Source organism: Brevundimonas bacteroides DSM 4726 (assembly GCF_000701445.1).
GTDB classification, from domain to species: Bacteria; Pseudomonadota; Alphaproteobacteria; order Caulobacterales; family Caulobacteraceae; genus Brevundimonas; species Brevundimonas bacteroides.
In genome coordinates this window covers 252,119-269,381 of record NZ_JNIX01000009.1, presented here as the reverse complement: position 1 = coordinate 269,381, position 17,263 = coordinate 252,119, and the positions used below count along the sequence as shown (strand labels likewise).

Sequence of the window (17,263 nt, the reverse complement as noted above, 5' to 3'; positions counted from 1 at the left end):
CGAACCCGCCGGACCTCCATGTCCGGACCCAGTCGCCTGCCTGTCTTTTTCTTATATGTGAAAAGTTCAGGAACGTGAAGTATACCAGCGTGTGGTCGCTGGCAAGCTACAGCCGTGTCGCAGCCCGATCCGCGCCTTCACGCAGGGCGGCGAGCTTCATCCAGGTCACGGCGGGATCGATCTTGCCGTAGCCGGCGAAGGTGCCGAAGCCGCAATCGGTGCTGGCCAGGACGCGCTCTGCGCCCACGATCCGGGCGAATCGCTCGATCCGCTGGGCGATCAGCTCCGGGTGCTCCAGATAGTTGGAACAGGTGTCGATCAGGCCGGGGGCCAGGATCTTGTCGTCCGGCAGTTCAGCGTCGCGCCAGACGATCCACTCGTGCTCGTGTCGCGGGTTGGCCGCCTCGAACAGGATGGTCGATGGCCGGGCCTTCAGGATGATCGACATGATCCGCTCCAGCGGGATGTCGTGATCGTGCGGCCCTTCGTAGTTGCCCCAGCAGATGTGCATGCGCATCCGCTCGGGCGCGATGTTGGCGGTCGCGGCGTTCAGGGCCTCGACGTTGGCCTCGATGGTCTTGAGGAACGCCGCCTCGTCCATGTCCTGGTAGCCGGTGTGGCGGGACATCGCGAGGTCGGGGCAGTCGAGCTGCAGCTCGAAACCGGCGTCGACGATGGCCTCGTACTCGGGCCGCATGGCGTCCGACAGGTCGGCCAGATAGGCCTCATGGCTCGGATAGAAGGCGTTCGGCTGGAACGCCGTGATCAGGCCGGGCGAGGCGGCGTTCATGAAGGCGCGGACGCCCTGGCCATGGCGGTCCAGCGCCGAGCGGAAGCGCCGGGTGTCGTCGTGCAGCGGCTGCAGGTTCACCAGCTTGACCTCGCCGATGCAGGAGGCGCGGGTGAACTCCTGGGCCCCCATGATGCCGGCCAGCTTCTCGCGGAACTCGGGCAGGGGGGCGAGGTCGAGCGCGGGCTTCCGGGGGCTGTGGCCGCCGAAGCCCGACAGGCGCTCGATGATATAGGTCGAATAGCCGACCTTCCCGAGCTCGCCGTCGCTGATGACGGTGACGCCGGCCTCGACCTGCTTCTTCACGGCCTCGTCGACGGCCGTCTGAACCACGCGGTCGAAAGCCTCGGCGTCGTAGGGCTCGCCGTGGTCGCGGGCCAGCAGCAGCGGCGTCAGCTCGGGGCCGCGCGGCAGGCTGCCGACGTGGGTGGTGGCGATGCTCACGGGCATTCCTCGCTCCAGTAGAGGCGCATGGGGTTGTCGATCAGCAGCTTCCGCTGAAGCTCGGGCGTCTGCGCGATGCGGGGGATCATGTCGACCAGGGCCCCGTCGTCGGGGATGCGGCTTTCCATGTTCGGGTGGGGCCAATCCGTGCCCCACAGGCAGCGGTCGGTATAGGTCTCCACCAGCGGCCGCACGGCCCGGGCGAAGTCGTCCCACGGCGGGGCCTCGGACAGGCGGTCGGGGCAGGTGGCCTTGAAGTGGATGTCGGGCCGGCTGTCGAGCAGGGCGCGGAAGGCGCACATGTCGGGGCCGTCCGGTCCCTGGGTCACGTCGGGCCGGCCCATGTGATCGATGACGACCGGGACGGGCAGGGCGTCGAGGAAGGGGCGAAGCTCCTGCAGGATGTCGGCCTCAAAATAGACGACGACGTGCCACCCTGCGGGCAGGCGGCCCGCGACCTCCAGGAACCGATCCTTGGGCGCGTCGTCCACCAGCCGCTTCAGGAAGTTGAAGCGCACGCCCCGGATGCCGCCGTCGTGTAGCGCCTGGAGGTCTTCGTCCGAGATCGCCGGATCGACCACGGCGACGCCGCGGGCCAGTCCACCGGAGGCCGCGATGGCGTTCAGCGTCGCCGCATTGTCCGTGCCGTGGCAGCTGGCCTGGACGATGACGTTGCGGCTCAGACCGAGATGATCGCGAAGCGCAAACAGGGCGTCAGGGCCGGCGTCGTGCGGGTGATACTTGGCCTTGAGGCTGAACGGGAAGCGGTCGGCGGGACCGAAGACGTGGCAGTGGGCGTCCACCGCCCCGGGCGGCGGGCGGAACCTCGGGATCGAGGGTTCCAGCGTCCAGCTTCGAACCCGGCCTTCGGCGTCCGTGCTCATCCGAAGACCACTCCGTCCATCAGCTTGCGCGCCGTGCGGAGCAGGGCCGCGGAGACGACCGCGCCCGCGTCGTCGGTCTCGAGCACGCAGGTCATCTCGCCGGTGGGGTGCTCGACCGAGAGGGTCTTGCGGCGACCGTCGGGAACCTCGGCCACCTCAGCAGCCGGCGAGCCTTTCAACAGGCAGGCGGTGGCCACGCTGACGGCGCCGAGCACGCCGACGCTGGCGTGCGCCCGCTTGGGTATGAAGCTGCGGACCGTGACCGCGCCACCGTTCCGGGGCGGGGCGACGAGCATCATCTTCGGCACGGACAGGTCGGCGACGTCGCCGAGTTTCATCATCGGCCCGGCCTTCAGGCGGATGGCCTCGATGCTCGCCTTGACGGCGTCGAAGGCGTCCAGCGTCTCGCGATCCTCGTAGCCTGTGGCGCCAACCGCGTCGGCGCGCATGACCACGCAGGGCATGCCGTTGTCGATCAGGGTGCAGGCTACGCCGTCGATGGCGTCCACCGCATTCCCGGTTGGCAGCAGCGCGCCGCACGACGAACCGGCCGTGTCGCGAAACTCCAGCGGCACAGGCGCAGCCGTTCCCGGCACGCCGTCGATCCGGGCCGCACCGTCGTAGGTGACCCGCCCGCCCGGCGTGGCGACGGTGGCGACCGCTGTCTGGCCGGTGTTGACCATGAAGATGGAGACCGGCGTCTCGCTTTCTTTCGCCGCGACCAAGCCGCGCTCAATGGCGAAGGGCCCAACGCCCGCCAGCATGTTTCCGCAGTTCTGGGCGTCGGTGACGATGGCCTGATCCACGAAGACCTGAAGGAACAGATAGTCGACGTCCGCGCCGTCGCGGGTCGAACGCGACACCACCGCGACCTTGGACGTCAGGGGGTCGGCCCCGCCCATGCCGTCGATCTGGCGCGGATCGGGCGAGCCCATGACGCGCAGAAAAAAGGCGTCGCGCGCGGCGGTGTCGGCGGGCAGGTCCTCGGCCAGGAAGAAGGCGCCCTTGGACGTCCCGCCCCGCATCCACATGCAGCGGACGCCCTCACTCATAGCGCAGGCCCATCGCCTCCAGCTTTCCGCGCATGTCGTAGATGTCGAGGCCGAGCTCGCCCGCCGCCAGCCGCTCGCGCTTGGCCGCCTCGTTGGCCTCCCGCGCCAGGCCCTTCTCCAGCACCGAGGCCGCGTCCGCCCGGCGCACCACGCAGACTCCGTCGTCGTCGGCCACGATCACGCCGCCCGCCTCGATTGCCGCCCCGGCGCATACGATGGGCACGTTCACGTCGCCCAGCGTCGCCTTGACGGTGCCTTGCGCGAATACCGCCTTCGACCAGACCGGAAAGCCCATCTCGGTCAGGTCGCGCACGTCGCGCACGCCCGCGTCGATGACCAGCCCCCGGCACCCCCGCGCCTGCGCCGATGTCGCCAGCAGATCGCCGAAGTACCCGTCCGAACAGGGCGAGGTGGGGGCCAGCACCAGGATGTCGCCGGGGTGAAGCTGCTCGATGGCGACGTGCAGCATCCAGTTGTCGCCGGGCGGGGCCGAGATGGTCACCGCCGATCCGGCGATCCGCGCGCCGGGATAGATCGGCCGCAGCTGGGGGGCGAGCAGGCCGATGCGGCCCTGGGCTTCGTGCACCGTGGCGACGCCGAGACGTGCGAGGCCGTCGATCACGGCGGCGTCCACGCGCGCGACGTTGGTCACAACCCGACCCGCCATTGATGCCTCCCTTTGCTAGATCCGCTCATGACGACGGGGGAGGGGACGGGGAATTCGCATTTGCGCCGGGCCGATAAGTTTTTACGATAGGTCATGAGCGACCTGTCGCCGTTCGATCTGAACCTGCGCCACCTTCGCGCCCTGTCGGTGGTGATCGCGCGGGGCAGCATGAGCCGGGCGGCGGAGACGGTCGGCTTGTCCCAGCCGGCCTTGACGCAGGGTCTGGCCAAGCTGGAGCGGGCGCTGGACGTGCGTCTGCTGACCCGCCAGCCGGACGGTGTGCGACCAACCCAGGCGGGGCGAGGATTGGCTGAGCGGGCGGACCGTGCCTTCCACCACATCGCCGAGGCCGCGCGTCAGGCGGGGCGCAGCGGCTTCGCCCGACCCGAGCGGCTGGTCACGGCGACACAGCTCCGATCGTTTCTGGCGCTGGCGGACGCGGGTTCGTTCACGGCGGCGGCGCGGGCGACCGGACTCTCTCAACCGGGCCTGCACGCGGCGGTGCGTGACCTGGAGCAGATCTGCGCCGTGCCGATCGTGGAGCGCCAGGGACGCGGTGTCATCCTGACCCGCGCGGGGCGGCGGCTGGCGCGGGGCGCGCGGCTGGCGCGGTCCGAGATCGCCTCGGCCCTGGCCGAACTGCGGCCTGGCGCGGGCGGCGACCTCAATCGCATCACGGTGGGTGCCATGCCCCTGTCCCGCGCCGTGCTTCTGCCGCGCGCGGTCGCCGGGATGGTGGCCGAGGAGCCGGGCTTCGTGGTCGACATCGTCGACGGGGCCTGGCGCGAACTGGTCGAGCCCCTGCGCGACGGCGTCATCGACGTCATGGTCGGGGCCCTGCGTGACGAGGTTCCCGCCGACCTTGTCCAGCGACCGTTGCTGGAAGACCGGCTGATGGTCGTGGGCCGAAAGGGCCACCCGCTGACGGGGGTGGCGAAACCCAGCCGGCAGGCCTTGGCGGCCTATCCCTGGGTGATCGGACGACCGGGTTCGCCGTTGCGTCTGCTCTGGCAGGCCTTGTTCGCCGACGGTCCGACACCCGCCGCGCCGGTGGAATGCGGCTCGGTGACAGCCATCCGGGGCATACTGCGGCAGAGCGACCTGCTGACCCTGCTGTCGCGCGATCAGGTGGCGCTGGAGATCGAGGCGGGTGTTCTGACCCCGATCGGCCCACCGCTCAGCCAGACCAGCCGGACCATCGGCCTGACCACGCGGGCGGACTGGCGGCCGACGCCGACGCAGGCCCGGTTCCTCGCGCGGCTCGAACAGGCGGGTGCTTCCATTCAGGAAAATGAATAGCCCTCGACCCATAGTGATTTGCCGATCGGGGGGCTCGCCGCGATAGGTCCGGCCCATGACGCAGCGCCTCGCCTTCATCGGCTTCGGGGAAGCGGCCTCGGCCTTCGCCGAGGGCTGGAGCGGCGTGTCCGCCCGTGCCTATGACCACAAGACCGAGGCGGCCGGGACCCGTGCGGGCAAGCTGGCGGACTATGAGCAGTTCGGCGTCCTCGGCGCTTCGACGCTTCTGCACGCACTGTCCGACTCGCCCCTGATCCTGTCGCTGGTGACGGCCGACCAGGCGCTCCCTGCCGCCCGCGCCGCCGCCGCCGTCCTCACGCCCGGCGCGCTCTACTGCGACATGAACAGCGTCGCGCCCGAGACGAAGCGCGCGGCGGCCGAGGCCGTCGAGGTGGTGGGCGGTCACTATGTCGATGTCGCCGTTATGGCCCCGGTCCACCCCAAGCGCCGCGCTGTGCCCCTGCTGATCTCCGGTCCGCACGCGGCCGATGCGGTGCACGCTCTGACCGCGCTCGGCTTCGTCAACATCCAGATGCTGGACGGCCCGGTCGGGGCGGCGGCGGCGGTGAAGATGATCCGCTCGGTGATGGTCAAGGGGATCGAGGCCCTGTCCGCCGAGTGCATTCTCGCGGCCGATCGGGCCGGCGTGACCGATGCCGTCATCGCCTCGCTGGACGCCACTTCGCCGGGCGCCGACTGGCGAGGGCGGTTCGACTATAACCTCGACCGCATTCTGATCCACGGTCTGCGCCGTGCCGCCGAAATGCAGGAATCCGCTCGCACGCTGGAACGGCTCGGCGTCGAACCCCGCATGACGCGCGGCACCATCGCCATCCAGCGCCAGATCGGCGGGCGAGGCCTCGGCTCGCCGGACGGCCTGGAGGCCAAGCTGGCCCTGCTGGCCGATGCGCCCGAGCGGGAGGTCGCCGCATGAGCCTGATCATCGACTGCCACGGCCACTACACCACCGCCCCGCCGCAGCACGACGCCTGGCGCGACGCCCAGAAGGCCGCCTTCAAGGCGGGCGAGGCCCCGCCGCCCTATCCGCACATCACCGACGACGAGATCCGCGAGACGATCGAGGCCAACCAGCTGCGCCTCTTGAAGGAGCGCGGCGCGGACATGACGATCTTCAGCCCGCGCGCCTCGACCATGGCCCACCACGTCGGCGACGAGGCGGTCTCGACCGCCTGGGCGCGGGCGTCCAACGACCTGATCGCCCGGGTCTGCGGTCTGTATCCCGAGACCTTCGCCGGCGTCTGCATGCTGCCCCAGAGCCCCAAGGCCGACCTGACGGGCTCCATCGCCGAACTGCGCCGCTGCGTGACGGAACTGGGCTTCATCGGCTGCAACCTGAACCCCGATCCCGGCGGCGGCCACTTCACCGCGCCGCCTCTGACCGACCGGTTCTGGTATCCCTTCTATGAGGCGATGGTGGAGCTGGACGTGCCCGCCATGATCCACGTCTCGGGATCGTGCAATCCGGGCCTGCATGCGACGGGCGCCTTCTACATCGTTGCCGACACCATCGCCTTCATGCAGCTGATCCAGGGCGACCTGTTCAAGGACTTCCCGACGCTGCGCCTCATCATCCCGCACGGGGGAGGGGCCGTGCCCTATCATTGGGGGCGGTATCGCGGGCTGGCCGACATGCTGAAGCAGCCGCCGCTGGATCAGCACCTGATGGACAACGTCTTCTTCGACACCTGCGTCTACCACCAGCCGGGCGTCGACCTGCTGACGACCGTGATCGAGACGCCCAACATCCTGTTCGGATCGGAGATGGTCGGGGCGGTGCGCGGCATCGATCCGCAGACCGGCCACTACTTCGACGACACCAAGCGCTACATCGACGCCGCTCCGATCACGGCCGAGCAGCGCCACGCCATCTTCGAGGGCAATGCGCGCCGCGTCTTCCCCCGCCTCGACGCCAAGCTGAAGGAGAGAGGGCTATGACCACGCCCCGCGACATCCACGCCTATCTGGCCGAGTTCGAGGACATCCCCGGCACCCGGGTCTTCACCGCCGCCCGCGCGCGTCAGGGCTATCACCTGAACCAGTTCGCGATGAGCCTGATGAAGGCCGAGAACCGCGAGACCTTCAAGGCCAACGAGCGGGCCTATCTGGACCGCTGGCCCATGACGGAAGAGCAGAAGCAGGCGGTGCTGGACCGCGACTTCAACCGCTGCCTGGAGCTGGGCGGAAACATCTACTTCCTGGCCAAGCTGTTCTCGACGGACGGCAAGAGCTTCGCCCAGGCCGTGTCGACCATGACCGACATGAGCTTCGAGGACTACACCGCCATGATGATCGCCGGCGGCCGCTCGCCCGTCGGCGTCCGCTCGATCAAGGAGAAGTATTGATGGCCCGCATCACCGCAGGCGTGGCCTGCAGCCACATCCCGGCGCTGGGCGTCGCGGTCGATTTCGAAAAGACTGAGGAAGCCTACTGGAAGCCCGCCTTCACCGGCTTTGACTGGACCCGCGAGTGGGAAAAGGCCGAAGAGCCCGACGTGGTCATCCTGGTCTATAACGACCATGCGACGGCGTTCGACATGAAGTTCATCCCGACCTTCGCCATCGGCTGCGCGGAGAGCTTCACTCCCGCCGACGAGGGCTGGGGCCCGCGCCAGGTGCCGGTCGTGGAGGGTCATCCGGACCTGGCCTGGCACATCGCCCAGAGCTGCATCCTGGACGAGTTCGACATGACCATCATCAATGAGATGGAGGTCGACCACGGCCTGACAGTCCCGCTGTCGATGATGTTCGGCAAGGTCGACAAATGGCCATGCAAGGTCATCCCTCTCGCGGTGAACGTCGTCACCTATCCGCCGCCGTCGGGCAACCGCTGCTGGGCGCTGGGCGAGGCGATCCGCCGGGCCGTCGAGAGCTATCCCGAGGACCTGAACGTCCAGGTCTGGGGCACGGGCGGCATGAGCCACCAGCTGCAAGGTCCGCGCGCGGGCCTGATCAACAAGGAGTGGGACAACCGCTTCCTGGACCAGTTGTCGGGCTCGACCGACGCGCTGCGTCACATCCCGCACATCGAATATCTGCGCGAGACGGGCTCGGAGGGCATCGAGATGGTCATGTGGCTCATCATGCGCGGGGCCATGGGCAAGACGACCGAGCAGCTGCACCGCCACTATCACGTCCCGGCGTCCAACACCGCCGTGGGTCATATCGTGCTGCGTCCGGTCGACGAGGCGAGCGCCGCCAACGACGTCGGAGCCGCCGCATGAAGATCGCCCTCGCCGGCGCCGGGGCCTTCGGCGAAAAGCATCTGGACGCGCTGGCCCGCATCGAGGGCGTCGAGGTCGTCAGCCTGATCGGCCGCACGCTGGAGGCCACCCAGAAGGTCGCCGCGAAGTACGGCATCGGCCACGTCACGACCGAGCTGGACGACGCGCTGGCCCGGCCCGAGATCGACGCCGTCATCCTGGCCACGCCGACGCAGCTGCATGCCTCCCAGGCCATCGCGTGCATGAACGCGGGCAAGCATGTGCAGGTCGAGATCCCGCTCGCCGACAGCCTGGCTGACGCCGAGGCCGTGGACGACAAGCAGCGCGAGACCGGCCTGGTCGCCATGGTCGGCCACACCCGGCGCTTCAACCCCAGCCATCAGTACATCCATAACCGCATCCGGTCCGGCGCGCTTTCGGTCCAGCAGATGGATGTTCAGACCTATTTCTTCCGCCGCACCAATATCAACGCCAAGGGCGAGCCGCGCAGCTGGACCGACCACCTGCTGTGGCACCATGCGGCGCATACGGTCGATCTGTTCGCCTGGCAGGCCGGGCCGATCGTGGAGGCCCACGCCATGCAGGGCCCGACCCATCCGGAGCTGGGCATCGGCATGGACATGTCGATCCAGCTGAAGGCCGAGAGCGACGCGATCTGCACCCTGTCGCTCAGCTTCAACAACGACGGGCCGCTGGGAACCTTCTTCCGCTACATCTGCGACAACGGCACCTTCATCGCCCGCTACGACGACCTGGTCACGGGGCGAGAGGAGCTGGTCGATCTGACGGGCGTGGCGGTGTCGTCCAACGGCATCGAGCTTCAGGACCGCGAGTTCGTGGCCGCCATCCGCGAAGGCCGCGAACCCCGCGCGAGCGTCGCACAGGTGCTGCCCTGCTATCGGGTGCTTGGAGCCCTGGAAGCCCAGTTGACGACCTGAAGATCCATCGGTCCGGAACATCCACCAGAGCCAATGGCGCGCGGCGATCGTTCAATCGGGGAGCGTGGCGGACAGGGTGGGATTCGAACCCACGGTAGGCTTCCACCTACGGCGGTTTTCAAGACCGCTGCCTTAAACCACTCGGCCACCTGTCCGGCGGAGCACGGGATAGCAGCGGACGCGGCGTTAACCAAAAGGGAAATCGCGGCGACGATCCTGTCGGCATGGTTTTGCAGCCGACTTTTTTCAGACGCACGGCCAGAGCCGCAGCAGTCGCCGGCCTGGTCGCGGGCGCAGCGGCTTGTGCCACGGCGCCATCCGTCGCGCGCCGCGTCGACATGGCGGCGATCCCCGAAGTCACCGATCCGGCGCCGATCGTCTCCGGGACCATGCGGCCCTATCAGATCCGGGGGCGGTGGTATCGGCCCGAGGAGCAGCCGAGCTACGACGAGACCGGGCTGGCGTCCTGGTACGGCGACCAGTTCCACGGGCGACCCACTGCGACCGGCGAACGGTTCGACATGCACGCCCTGACAGCGGCCCACAAGACGTTGCCGCTGCCGGGGCTGGTGGAGGTGACCAACCTCGCCAACGGGCGGCGCGTTGTGCTCCGGGTCAATGACCGGGGGCCCTTCGTCGACGGGAGGATCATCGACCTGTCGCGGGGGGCGGCCGAGGCGCTGGACATGCTGGGGCGGGGCGTCGGCGAGGTCCGGGTGCGCTATCTGGGTCGGGCGCCGCGACTGGGCGGCGGGCAGCGGTTGCAGGTCGCCGAGGCGCCTGCGCCCGTGGCGGGGCCTGCCGCTCCGGTGTCGGAACCGCGTCAGACCTACTGGGTCGAGGTGGCGGCGTTTCCCGACGCTCAGGCAGCGCGGGCGACGGCAGAGCGAATGGGCGGCCCCGCCCAGGTTCAGGCCGCGACCAACGGGGCCATGTTCCGCGTCATCACCGGGCCGTGGCCCGACGCCAACGCCGCCGAGCGGGTGCGGCAGGACACGATCGCGCGGGGCTTTTCCTCGGCTCAGCTGATTCCGTCGGGCTGATCCCCACTTTCCGGGCGGCGCGGCCTTGGCCCCGTCGCCGCGCCCCGCCATTGTGCCGGCGTGACTCGTGGCAGGTTCATCACATTCGAAGGCGGGGAGGGGACCGGCAAGTCCACCCAGGCGGCGCGGCTGGTCGAGCGGCTGGCGGCGCGTGGTCTCGACGTCCTGCGGACGCGCGAGCCGGGGGGATCGCCGGGCGCCGAGGACATCCGGGCGCTGGTCGTATCGGGCACGGCGGAGCGATGGTCGGCCCGGACGGAACTGCTGCTCATGTACGCCGCGCGGTCGGATCATCTGGAGCGGACGATCGCTCCGGCGCTCGAGGCCGGGCGTTGGGTCGTCTGCGATCGTTTCGCCGACTCCAGCCGGGTCTATCAGGGTCTGGCGGGCGGGGCGGACCTGGAACTCGTCGCGGCGCTGGAACGCGGGGTGGTCGGCGAGCGTCAGCCGGACCTGACGCTGGTGTTCGACCTGCCGTTCGAGGTCGGGCTGGAGCGGGCCTTGGGACGTGGCGCGGCCGAGACGCGGTTCGAATCGAAAGGCGCGACCTTCCACGCCCGGCTGCGGGACGGCTTCCGCGCGGTTGTCGAGGCCAACCCGGATCGTTGCCGCCTGATCGACGCCAGTGGTGATCCCGACGCCGTCGCCGAGCGGGTGTGGGCGGCTTTGGAGCCTCTGCTGTGAGCCATCCGCGCGACCGGTTCGACCTCGTCCCATCGGAGGCCGCAGAGCGGGCCTTCGTCGACGCGCGCGAGCGGGGGCGGCTGCACCATGCCTGGCTGTTGTGCGGGCCGGAGGGGATCGGCAAAGCGACGTTCGCCTATCGCGCGGCGCGGACCCTACTGGGGGCACGGCACGACGCCCCACGGGGGCCCCTCGGGGCGGCGCCGGGCGATCCGGTCAGCCAGCTGATCTCCGCGCAATCTCATCCCGATCTGCTGGTGCTGGAGCGGCTGGTCGAGGGCGGCAAGACCAAGAAGTCGATCTCGGTGGATCAGGCCCGCGACCTGCCGGAGTTCTTCGCCAAGAGCCCGTCGCAGGCGCCCTATCGGGTGGCCATCATCGACGCGGCTGACGATCTGAACGTCAACGCCGCCAACGCCTTGCTGAAGGTTCTTGAGGAACCGCCCGAGCGTGGCGTGCTGTTTCTGGTGACCCATGCGCCCGGCCGATTGCTGGCAACGATCCGGTCTCGGTGCCGGCGGCTGACCTTTCCGGCGATGGAGCGCTCGGACATCGCCCGGCTGGTCGAGCGCCAGACCGAACTGGACACAGCCGAAGCCGACCGGATCGCGGACATGGCGCGGGGATCGCCGGGGGCGGCGCTGGCGCTGGCGTCGAGCACCAGTCTGGCGCTGGACGCGCTCGCCCGGCGATGGGTGGATGAGGGCCAGATCGACGCCGCCGAGGCGCTGTCTGTCGCCGACGGCTTCCGGGGCGCGGAGGGGCAGGCGCGGTTCGAGGCCCTGATGGAGCGGCTCGCCGCGGCCGTGCGGGATCGGGCGCTGGCGGCCGAGGGCAGGGGGGAGGCGTGGTCCGAGCTGTGGGGGCGTCTGACCGACCTGCCGGAACGGGCGGCGGCGGTTAACCTCGATCGCGCCGACCTTCTGGCGGCCGCGCTTGCGGACCTGAAGCGAACGCGCGACAGGGCCGCCTGATGCTCATCGACAGCCATGTGAACCTGCACGCGCCGCAGTTCGACGAGGACCGCGACGCCGTCATCGCCCGGGCGCGTGAAGCGGGTGTCGGCATGATGGTCGAGATTTCGGACAAGCTGTCGACGTTCGAGGCCACGCACTCGCTGGCCATGGCGCATCCGGACATCTGGTGCACCGTCGGGGTCCATCCGCATGAGGCCAAGGACCATCTTCATGTGACGCCTGAGGTCCTGATCGACCTGGCGGAGCGGCCACGCGTGGTCGGCATCGGGGAGTGCGGGCTCGATTTCCACTACGACCTCAGCCCCCGCGACCAGCAGGAGGCGGTGTTCCGCACGCACATCGCCGCCGCGCGCCGGACGGGGCTGCCGCTAGTGGTCCATACGCGCCAAGCCGACGACCGGATGGGAGCGATCCTGAGGGAGGAGGCGGCGGACGGACCCTTCCGGTTCCTCATGCACTGCTACACCAGCGGGGCGGAACTGGCCGAACAGGCAAGAGAAATGGGCGCGTGGTTCTCGGTCTCAGGCATCGCCACCTTCAAGGCGGCCGAGGATGTGAGGGCCGTCATCCGCGCCATGCCGGCCGAGCGGATCATCGTCGAGACGGACTGTCCCTACCTGGCGCCCGTGCCGCATCGGGGTCGGCGAAACGAGCCCGCCTACATCGGCCATGTGCTGCAGGCGCTGGCCGATATCCGGGGCTGGAGCCGCGAGGAGGCGGAGGCGCGGACCACAGACGCCTTTTTCGCCCTGTTCGATCGCATTCCGAGGCCGGAGGGCGTGTGAGCGACGCGCTGGATGTCACTGTCCTGGGTTGCGGCTCGTCGGGCGGGGTGCCGCGCGGCGATGGCGACTGGGGGGTCTGCGACCCGGCCGAGCCCAGGAACCGGCGGACCCGCTGTTCCATGCTGGCCCGGCGGCGCGGCCCAGACGGCGAGACGGCGGTCCTGATCGACACCTCGCCGGACCTGCGCGAGCAGATGCTGGCGGCCGGGGCGAGCCGGGTGGACGCGGTGCTCTATACCCACGATCACGCCGACCAGACGCACGGGATCGACGATCTGCGGGTGTTCGCCTTGCGTCGGCGAAAGCGCGTCCCGGCCTGGATGGACCAGGCGACAAAGTCAGCGCTTACAACGCGCTTCGACTACATCTTCGAGTCCAAGGAAGGCTATCCGGCCATCGTCGAGGCGCATGATCTGCCGCCACATGGCGTGGCGTGGGCGGTAGAAGGTCCGGGCGGGGCCATCCCGGTCGTGACCTTCGATCAGGCGCACGGGCCGATCCGGTCGGTCGGCTATCGCCTGGGGCCAGTGAGCTATTCCAGCGACATCTCCGATCTGGATGACACGGCGATCGAGGCCGTGCGGGGCTCGGCCCTCTGGATCATCGACGCCTTGCGCTGGACCCGGCATCCGACCCACGCCCACGTCGATCAGGCGCTGGCCTGGATCGCGGCGGCCGATGTGGAACGCGCCGTGCTGACCAATCTGCACATCGATCTGGACTACAACGCGCTGGCGGCCGTGACGCCGGCCGGAGTCGAGGTCGCTTATGACGGTTGGTCGGCGACGCTGGCTCTGGAGCCAGGATGAGCGCCTTGGAAATCGAAGAGATCGACGACGACGGCCTGGCGCAGACCTGGCCGGTGATGGCGCAGTTGAGGCCCCATCTGAGGGAGGCCGATTATCTCGCCATGGTCCGGCGAATGCGCATCGCCGATGGCTTCAGAGTTTTCGCGGCCATGCGTGACGGCGCCGTGGTCGGGGTCGCGGGCGTGCGGCCGATGGAGCTGCTGTACTGCGGTCGGATCCTGCAGATCGACGATCTGGTCGTCAGCGACGCCGAGCGATCGACGGGCGTCGGCAAGGCGCTGGTGGATCTTGTGAAGGCGGTCGCCAGGACCGAGGGACGAAGCGAGGTGCATCTGGACTCGGGGCTCGCGCGCACTGACGCCCATCGCTTCTACGATCGCGAAGGATTCGAGCGGCTTGGCTACCATTTCCGTATCAGGACATGAGCCGACCCATGTCGTCTATTTCTCATAATATATCTTAGGCGATAAACGGAGACGCCCTCATGGCCGGCCTGAAGGACAAGCGCGGCTTCATCGACAAGGATCGTCTCGACCTCTCCGAGCGACAGGCCGTCGAGTACTGGATGAAGCGCTGGGGAGTGACACGAGACCAGATCATGGCCGCCCACCGCAAGGTCGGCCGCATGACCAAGGACATCGCGGCCGAGCTCGGCAAGAAGCGCTGACGTGCCTCAGATGTGCAGCACGCGCTGCCAGGCGTCGAGCGAGGCCTCGTGCATAGCCTCGGACATGGTCGGGTGCGGATAGACGATGCCGTGCATCTCCTCCTCCGTCGCCTCGAGCGTGATGGCGGTGACGTAGCCCTGGACCATCTCGGTGACCTCGGCGCCGATCATGTGGGCGCCGATCAGGGCGCCGGTCTTGGCGTCGAAGATCGTCTTGACGAAGCCGTCGGTGTCGCCGGACGCGATGGCCTTGCCGTTCACACGGAACGGGAAACGGCCGACCTTGACCGCAATCCCCGCCTCCTTGGCCCCCTGCTCGGTCACCCCGACAGAGGCGATCTGGGGCTGGGAATAGGTGCAGCCGGCGATCGGGCTGTTCAAGTGCGGCGTCTTGAAGCCAGCGATGTGTTCGGCAGCGTGGATGCCTTCGTGCGACGCCTTGTGCGCCAGCCACGGCGCGCCGGCGCAGTCGCCGATGGCGTAGAGGCCCTTCACATTGGTCTGGCAGTGGCCGTCGATCTTGATGTGGCCGCGGTCCATCTCGACGCCCAGCGCCTCCAGGCCGATGCCGTCGGTGTTTGCGGTGATGCCGACGGCCGAGATACAGACGTCGGCCGCCAGCGTCTCGGCCTCGCCGTCGGCCTCGATGGCGACCTGGACGCCGCTGGCGCTCTTGGCGACCTTGGTGACCTTGGCCCCGACGCGGAACTTCATGCCGCGCTTTTCGAAGGACTTCCGCGCGGCGGCGGAGACTTCCTCATCCTCGACGGGAAGAATGCGCGGCAGGGCCTCGACGACCGTCACCTCGACGCCGAGCGCGCGATAGAAGCTCCCGAACTCGATACCGATGGCCCCCGAGCCGATGACGACGATCGATTTAGGCAGGAACTTGGGCGTCATGGCCTCGCGGTAAGCCCAGATGCGGTCGCTGTCCGCCTCAAGCCCGATCTGCGGCAGCGCCCGGGCGCGGGCACCGACCGCCAGCATGACAGCCTTGGCCTCCACCGTGCGCGAGCCGCCGGCCTTCAGGGCCACGACCACCTTCGGAGCCCCCTGCCCCTTTTCCAGCTTCGCCCTGCCCTCGATGACCTCGATCTTGTGCTTCTTCATCAGGAAGCCGACGCCGGAGTTCAGCTGTTTGGCCACGCCTCGCGAGCGGGCGATGATGGCGTCGAAATCGAAGCCGACCTTCTCCGCCGACAGGCCGTAGTCCTTGAGGTGGCTCAGGCTCTCGTACTTCTCGCCAGACTTCAAAAGCGCCTTGGTGGGGATGCAGCCCCAGTTCAGGCAGATGCCGCCCAGCAGCTCCCGTTCGACGATGGCGACCTTCTGGCCCAGCTGGCTGGCGCGGATGGCGGCGACATAGCCCCCGGGGCCCGAGCCAATCACGATAAGGTCGAAGGAGTCGGCCATAGGGTCTCCGATGCTTCAGGTCTTTGGCGGCTTCTAGCGGTCCCCTCCCCGGCCGCATAGGCCGCGTCGGCTTCCGGTAACCAGCCGTGACCGGGCGTTCAGGCCATCATCCAGGTCCAGAACGCGTTCCAGTCCATGACGGTCATGTAGATGATGAAGGCCGTCGGGATGAGGATCAGGCCGACATAGCAGGCCAGATGGACGAGCCCGCGCCAGAAGGCCTGCCAGAGCGGCATGGCGTAGTAGTGGGCCGCCGCGATCGTGAAGTAGCCGAGATAGGGAACGGTCAAAAGCGCCCCGTTCAGATTGGCCCCCCGGCCATTCAGAGCCGCCATGCCCATCGCCATCAGGAAGGCCACGGCGTGTGCCCACATGGCGAAGACGATGTGATCCAGAAGCAGTCCCGACCGCCCGAACAGCGGCACGAGTCCGAGCGCGTAGAGCGGCAGCAGCAGCCACAGGACGTTGGGCAGCCAGGCCGACAGCCGGTCGGTCATCCGCGCCTCCTCGGCGTTCGCCACGATCTCGTAACGGATGGCTTCGCGCTCGAGGGGATCTGTGGTCGCCGCCGCTGCCGCCTCCAGCGCCGCAGCGACCTGGGGGTCTATGGAAGGCTCGACATGGGGTTGCAGCCAGCGGTCCTGTTCGGTCGCCCCGTCGATGCGAACGTCATAGTCGTCGGGATCGTAGAGGACGGTCAGCGGTTGGCCGGGCTCATCCACCTTCCAAGTGTACTGGTAGAGGGTGGTGGAGCTGAAGTTCATCACCGACAGAAACAGCGCCGTGGACGCCACGAACAGTTTGAGAGGCGTGACATAGAGAGAGCTCGCGCCGTCCCGATAGGCCTGCAACAGGTGCCCGGGACGCACGGCAAGGACGGAGATGGTGCGGGCGAGCTTGCCGTCGACCAAGCTAAATTCCGAGAAGGCTTCGCTCAGCAAGGCCCGCAGAGGCCTCGACCGGATGCGCGTGTCCTGGCCGCAGGCGTGACAGAAACGGCCGAGAAGTTCCTCGCCACACGCAGCGCAGGCCGGGATGGGCTCGGCGGGTCTGCTCATCCACCCTCCCTGCGAACAGTCAGGTCGTTGTTATAGAAGGCGTTCGATGTCCGGCTCAAGCGCGGCGGGCTCGACCTGCGGGGCGTAGCGGGCGACCACCCGGCCCTCGCGGTCCGTCAGGAACTTGGTGAAGTTCCATTTGATATCGCGGCTGCCCAGGAAGCCCTTCTTCTGCTCGGTCAGCCAGGCGTAGAGCGGATGGCGGCCGGGGCCGTTGACCTCGATCTTGTCGAACAGCGGGAACTTCACCCCATAGGTCGAAGAGCAGAAGGCGGCGATCTCCGCCGCCCTCCCCGGCTCCTGCGCGCCAAACTGGTTGCAGGGAAAGCCTAGCACCTGGAACGGCTTGTCCGCATACTTCTCATGCAGCGCCTCAAGCCCGGCGTACTGGCCGGTGTGGCCGCAGCGAGAGGCTGTGTTGACGATCAACAGCGCCTGACCGCGAAACTGCTCCAGCGGAACCTCGGTCCCGTCGATGCCCGCCGCGGTGAAGTCGAAGACCGAGGTCATGA

General features: G+C 68.5%; 20 protein-coding genes and 1 tRNA gene. 13 read left to right on the top strand and 8 right to left on the bottom strand.

Annotated elements, in window-relative coordinates:
- Nucleotides 1–106 precede the first annotated feature (106 nt).
- From Q333_RS0108700 to Q333_RS0108685, 4 genes are read right to left on the bottom strand one after another with little or no spacing between them, the layout of a single operon-like run.
- Nucleotides 107–1,240: a cobalamin-independent methionine synthase II family protein gene (locus tag Q333_RS0108700; RefSeq protein ID WP_211249703.1), complete on the bottom strand. Its 1,134-nt coding sequence runs from the start codon at nt 1,238–1,240 to the stop codon at nt 107–109.
- Nucleotides 1,231–2,118: an amidohydrolase family protein gene (locus Q333_RS0108695; protein ID WP_029416360.1), complete on the bottom strand. Its 888-nt coding sequence runs from the start codon at nt 2,116–2,118 to the stop codon at nt 1,231–1,233. The genes Q333_RS0108700 and Q333_RS0108695 overlap by 10 nt, the downstream gene beginning before the upstream one ends.
- Nucleotides 2,115–3,170: a 4-oxalomesaconate tautomerase gene (locus Q333_RS0108690; protein WP_029416359.1), complete on the bottom strand. Its 1,056-nt coding sequence runs from the start codon at nt 3,168–3,170 to the stop codon at nt 2,115–2,117. The genes Q333_RS0108695 and Q333_RS0108690 overlap by 4 nt, the downstream gene beginning before the upstream one ends.
- Nucleotides 3,163–3,837 carry a 4-carboxy-4-hydroxy-2-oxoadipate aldolase/oxaloacetate decarboxylase gene (locus Q333_RS0108685; protein WP_029416358.1) on the bottom strand — a complete coding sequence of 225 codons (675 nt, stop codon included), beginning with the start codon at nt 3,835–3,837 and terminating at the stop codon, nt 3,163–3,165. Before Q333_RS0108685 ends, Q333_RS0108690 begins: the two co-directional genes overlap by 8 nt.
- Nucleotides 3,838–3,930: 93 nt before the next feature.
- Between Q333_RS0108685 and Q333_RS0108680 the strand changes: the two genes are divergently transcribed.
- From Q333_RS0108680 to Q333_RS0108655, 6 genes are read left to right on the top strand one after another with little or no spacing between them, the layout of a single operon-like run.
- Nucleotides 3,931–5,136 (top strand): LysR family transcriptional regulator, encoded by a 1,206-nt coding sequence (locus Q333_RS0108680; protein ID WP_029416357.1) that lies wholly within the window; start codon nt 3,931–3,933, stop codon nt 5,134–5,136.
- 55 nt (nt 5,137–5,191) lie between these two features.
- Entirely contained in the window at nt 5,192–6,070 is an 879-nt protein-coding gene (locus Q333_RS0108675) for an NAD(P)-dependent oxidoreductase (protein WP_029416356.1), read from the top strand.
- Nucleotides 6,067–7,092, top strand: a complete 1,026-nt coding sequence (locus Q333_RS0108670) for an amidohydrolase family protein (RefSeq protein ID WP_029416355.1) — start codon at nt 6,067–6,069, stop codon at nt 7,090–7,092. Before Q333_RS0108675 ends, Q333_RS0108670 begins: the two co-directional genes overlap by 4 nt.
- Nucleotides 7,089–7,499, top strand: a complete 411-nt coding sequence (gene ligA, locus Q333_RS0108665; protein WP_029416354.1) for a protocatechuate 4,5-dioxygenase subunit alpha — start codon at nt 7,089–7,091, stop codon at nt 7,497–7,499. Before Q333_RS0108670 ends, ligA begins: the two co-directional genes overlap by 4 nt.
- Complete coding sequence (locus tag Q333_RS0108660) at nt 7,499–8,377, top strand: class III extradiol dioxygenase subunit beta (protein ID WP_029416353.1); 879 nt, start codon at nt 7,499–7,501, stop codon at nt 8,375–8,377. Before ligA ends, Q333_RS0108660 begins: the two co-directional genes overlap by 1 nt.
- Nucleotides 8,374–9,315 carry a Gfo/Idh/MocA family oxidoreductase gene (locus Q333_RS0108655; RefSeq protein ID WP_029416352.1) on the top strand — a complete coding sequence of 314 codons (942 nt, stop codon included), beginning with the start codon at nt 8,374–8,376 and terminating at the stop codon, nt 9,313–9,315. The genes Q333_RS0108660 and Q333_RS0108655 overlap by 4 nt, the downstream gene beginning before the upstream one ends.
- A 65-nt stretch (nt 9,316–9,380) precedes the next feature.
- Here Q333_RS0108655 and Q333_RS0108650 read toward each other — a convergent pair.
- Nucleotides 9,381–9,470: transfer RNA gene (locus tag Q333_RS0108650), tRNA-Ser, on the bottom strand.
- A gap of 183 nt (nt 9,471–9,653) precedes the next feature.
- Between Q333_RS0108650 and Q333_RS0108645 the strand changes: the two genes are divergently transcribed.
- Genes Q333_RS0108645 through Q333_RS0108615 form a run of 7 tightly spaced genes read left to right on the top strand, consistent with a single transcriptional unit; the run spans nt 9,654 to nt 14,280 of the window.
- Nucleotides 9,654–10,358 (top strand): septal ring lytic transglycosylase RlpA family protein, encoded by a 705-nt coding sequence (locus tag Q333_RS0108645; RefSeq protein ID WP_342667384.1) that lies wholly within the window; start codon nt 9,654–9,656, stop codon nt 10,356–10,358.
- A 60-nt stretch (nt 10,359–10,418) separates the two neighbouring features.
- The gene (gene tmk / locus Q333_RS0108640; protein ID WP_029416350.1) at nt 10,419–11,042 is read left to right on the top strand and encodes a dTMP kinase; all 624 of its coding nucleotides are present in this window, start codon (nt 10,419–10,421) and stop codon (nt 11,040–11,042) included.
- Nucleotides 11,039–12,016, top strand: coding sequence for a DNA polymerase III subunit delta' (locus Q333_RS0108635; protein WP_029416349.1), 978 nt, complete (start codon nt 11,039–11,041; stop codon nt 12,014–12,016). Before tmk ends, Q333_RS0108635 begins: the two co-directional genes overlap by 4 nt.
- Entirely contained in the window at nt 12,016–12,804 is a 789-nt protein-coding gene (locus Q333_RS0108630) for a TatD family hydrolase (protein WP_029416348.1), read from the top strand. The genes Q333_RS0108635 and Q333_RS0108630 overlap by 1 nt, the downstream gene beginning before the upstream one ends.
- A complete protein-coding gene (locus Q333_RS0108625; RefSeq protein WP_029416347.1) occupies nt 12,801–13,613 on the top strand; it encodes an MBL fold metallo-hydrolase in 813 nt (270 codons plus the stop codon). The genes Q333_RS0108630 and Q333_RS0108625 overlap by 4 nt, the downstream gene beginning before the upstream one ends.
- The gene (locus Q333_RS0108620; protein WP_029416346.1) at nt 13,610–14,038 is read left to right on the top strand and encodes a GNAT family N-acetyltransferase; all 429 of its coding nucleotides are present in this window, start codon (nt 13,610–13,612) and stop codon (nt 14,036–14,038) included. Before Q333_RS0108625 ends, Q333_RS0108620 begins: the two co-directional genes overlap by 4 nt.
- Nucleotides 14,039–14,097: 59 nt before the next feature.
- The gene (locus Q333_RS0108615) at nt 14,098–14,280 is read left to right on the top strand and encodes a DUF3606 domain-containing protein (protein WP_029416345.1); all 183 of its coding nucleotides are present in this window, start codon (nt 14,098–14,100) and stop codon (nt 14,278–14,280) included.
- Nucleotides 14,281–14,286: 6 nt separating this feature from the next.
- Here the strand turns inward: Q333_RS0108615 and lpdA are convergent, their stop codons facing one another.
- From lpdA to Q333_RS0108600, 3 genes are all read right to left on the bottom strand, one after another.
- Complete coding sequence (gene lpdA, locus Q333_RS0108610) at nt 14,287–15,693, bottom strand: dihydrolipoyl dehydrogenase (protein ID WP_029416344.1); 1,407 nt, start codon at nt 15,691–15,693, stop codon at nt 14,287–14,289.
- 98 nt (nt 15,694–15,791) lie between these two features.
- On the bottom strand, nt 15,792–16,751 hold the full coding sequence (locus Q333_RS0108605; RefSeq protein ID WP_084175860.1) for a DUF3667 domain-containing protein: 960 nt from the start codon (nt 16,749–16,751) through the stop codon (nt 15,792–15,794).
- A 30-nt stretch (nt 16,752–16,781) separates the two neighbouring features.
- Complete coding sequence (locus Q333_RS0108600) at nt 16,782–17,261, bottom strand: glutathione peroxidase (RefSeq protein WP_029416342.1); 480 nt, start codon at nt 17,259–17,261, stop codon at nt 16,782–16,784.
- Nucleotides 17,262–17,263: the final 2 nt, after the last annotated feature.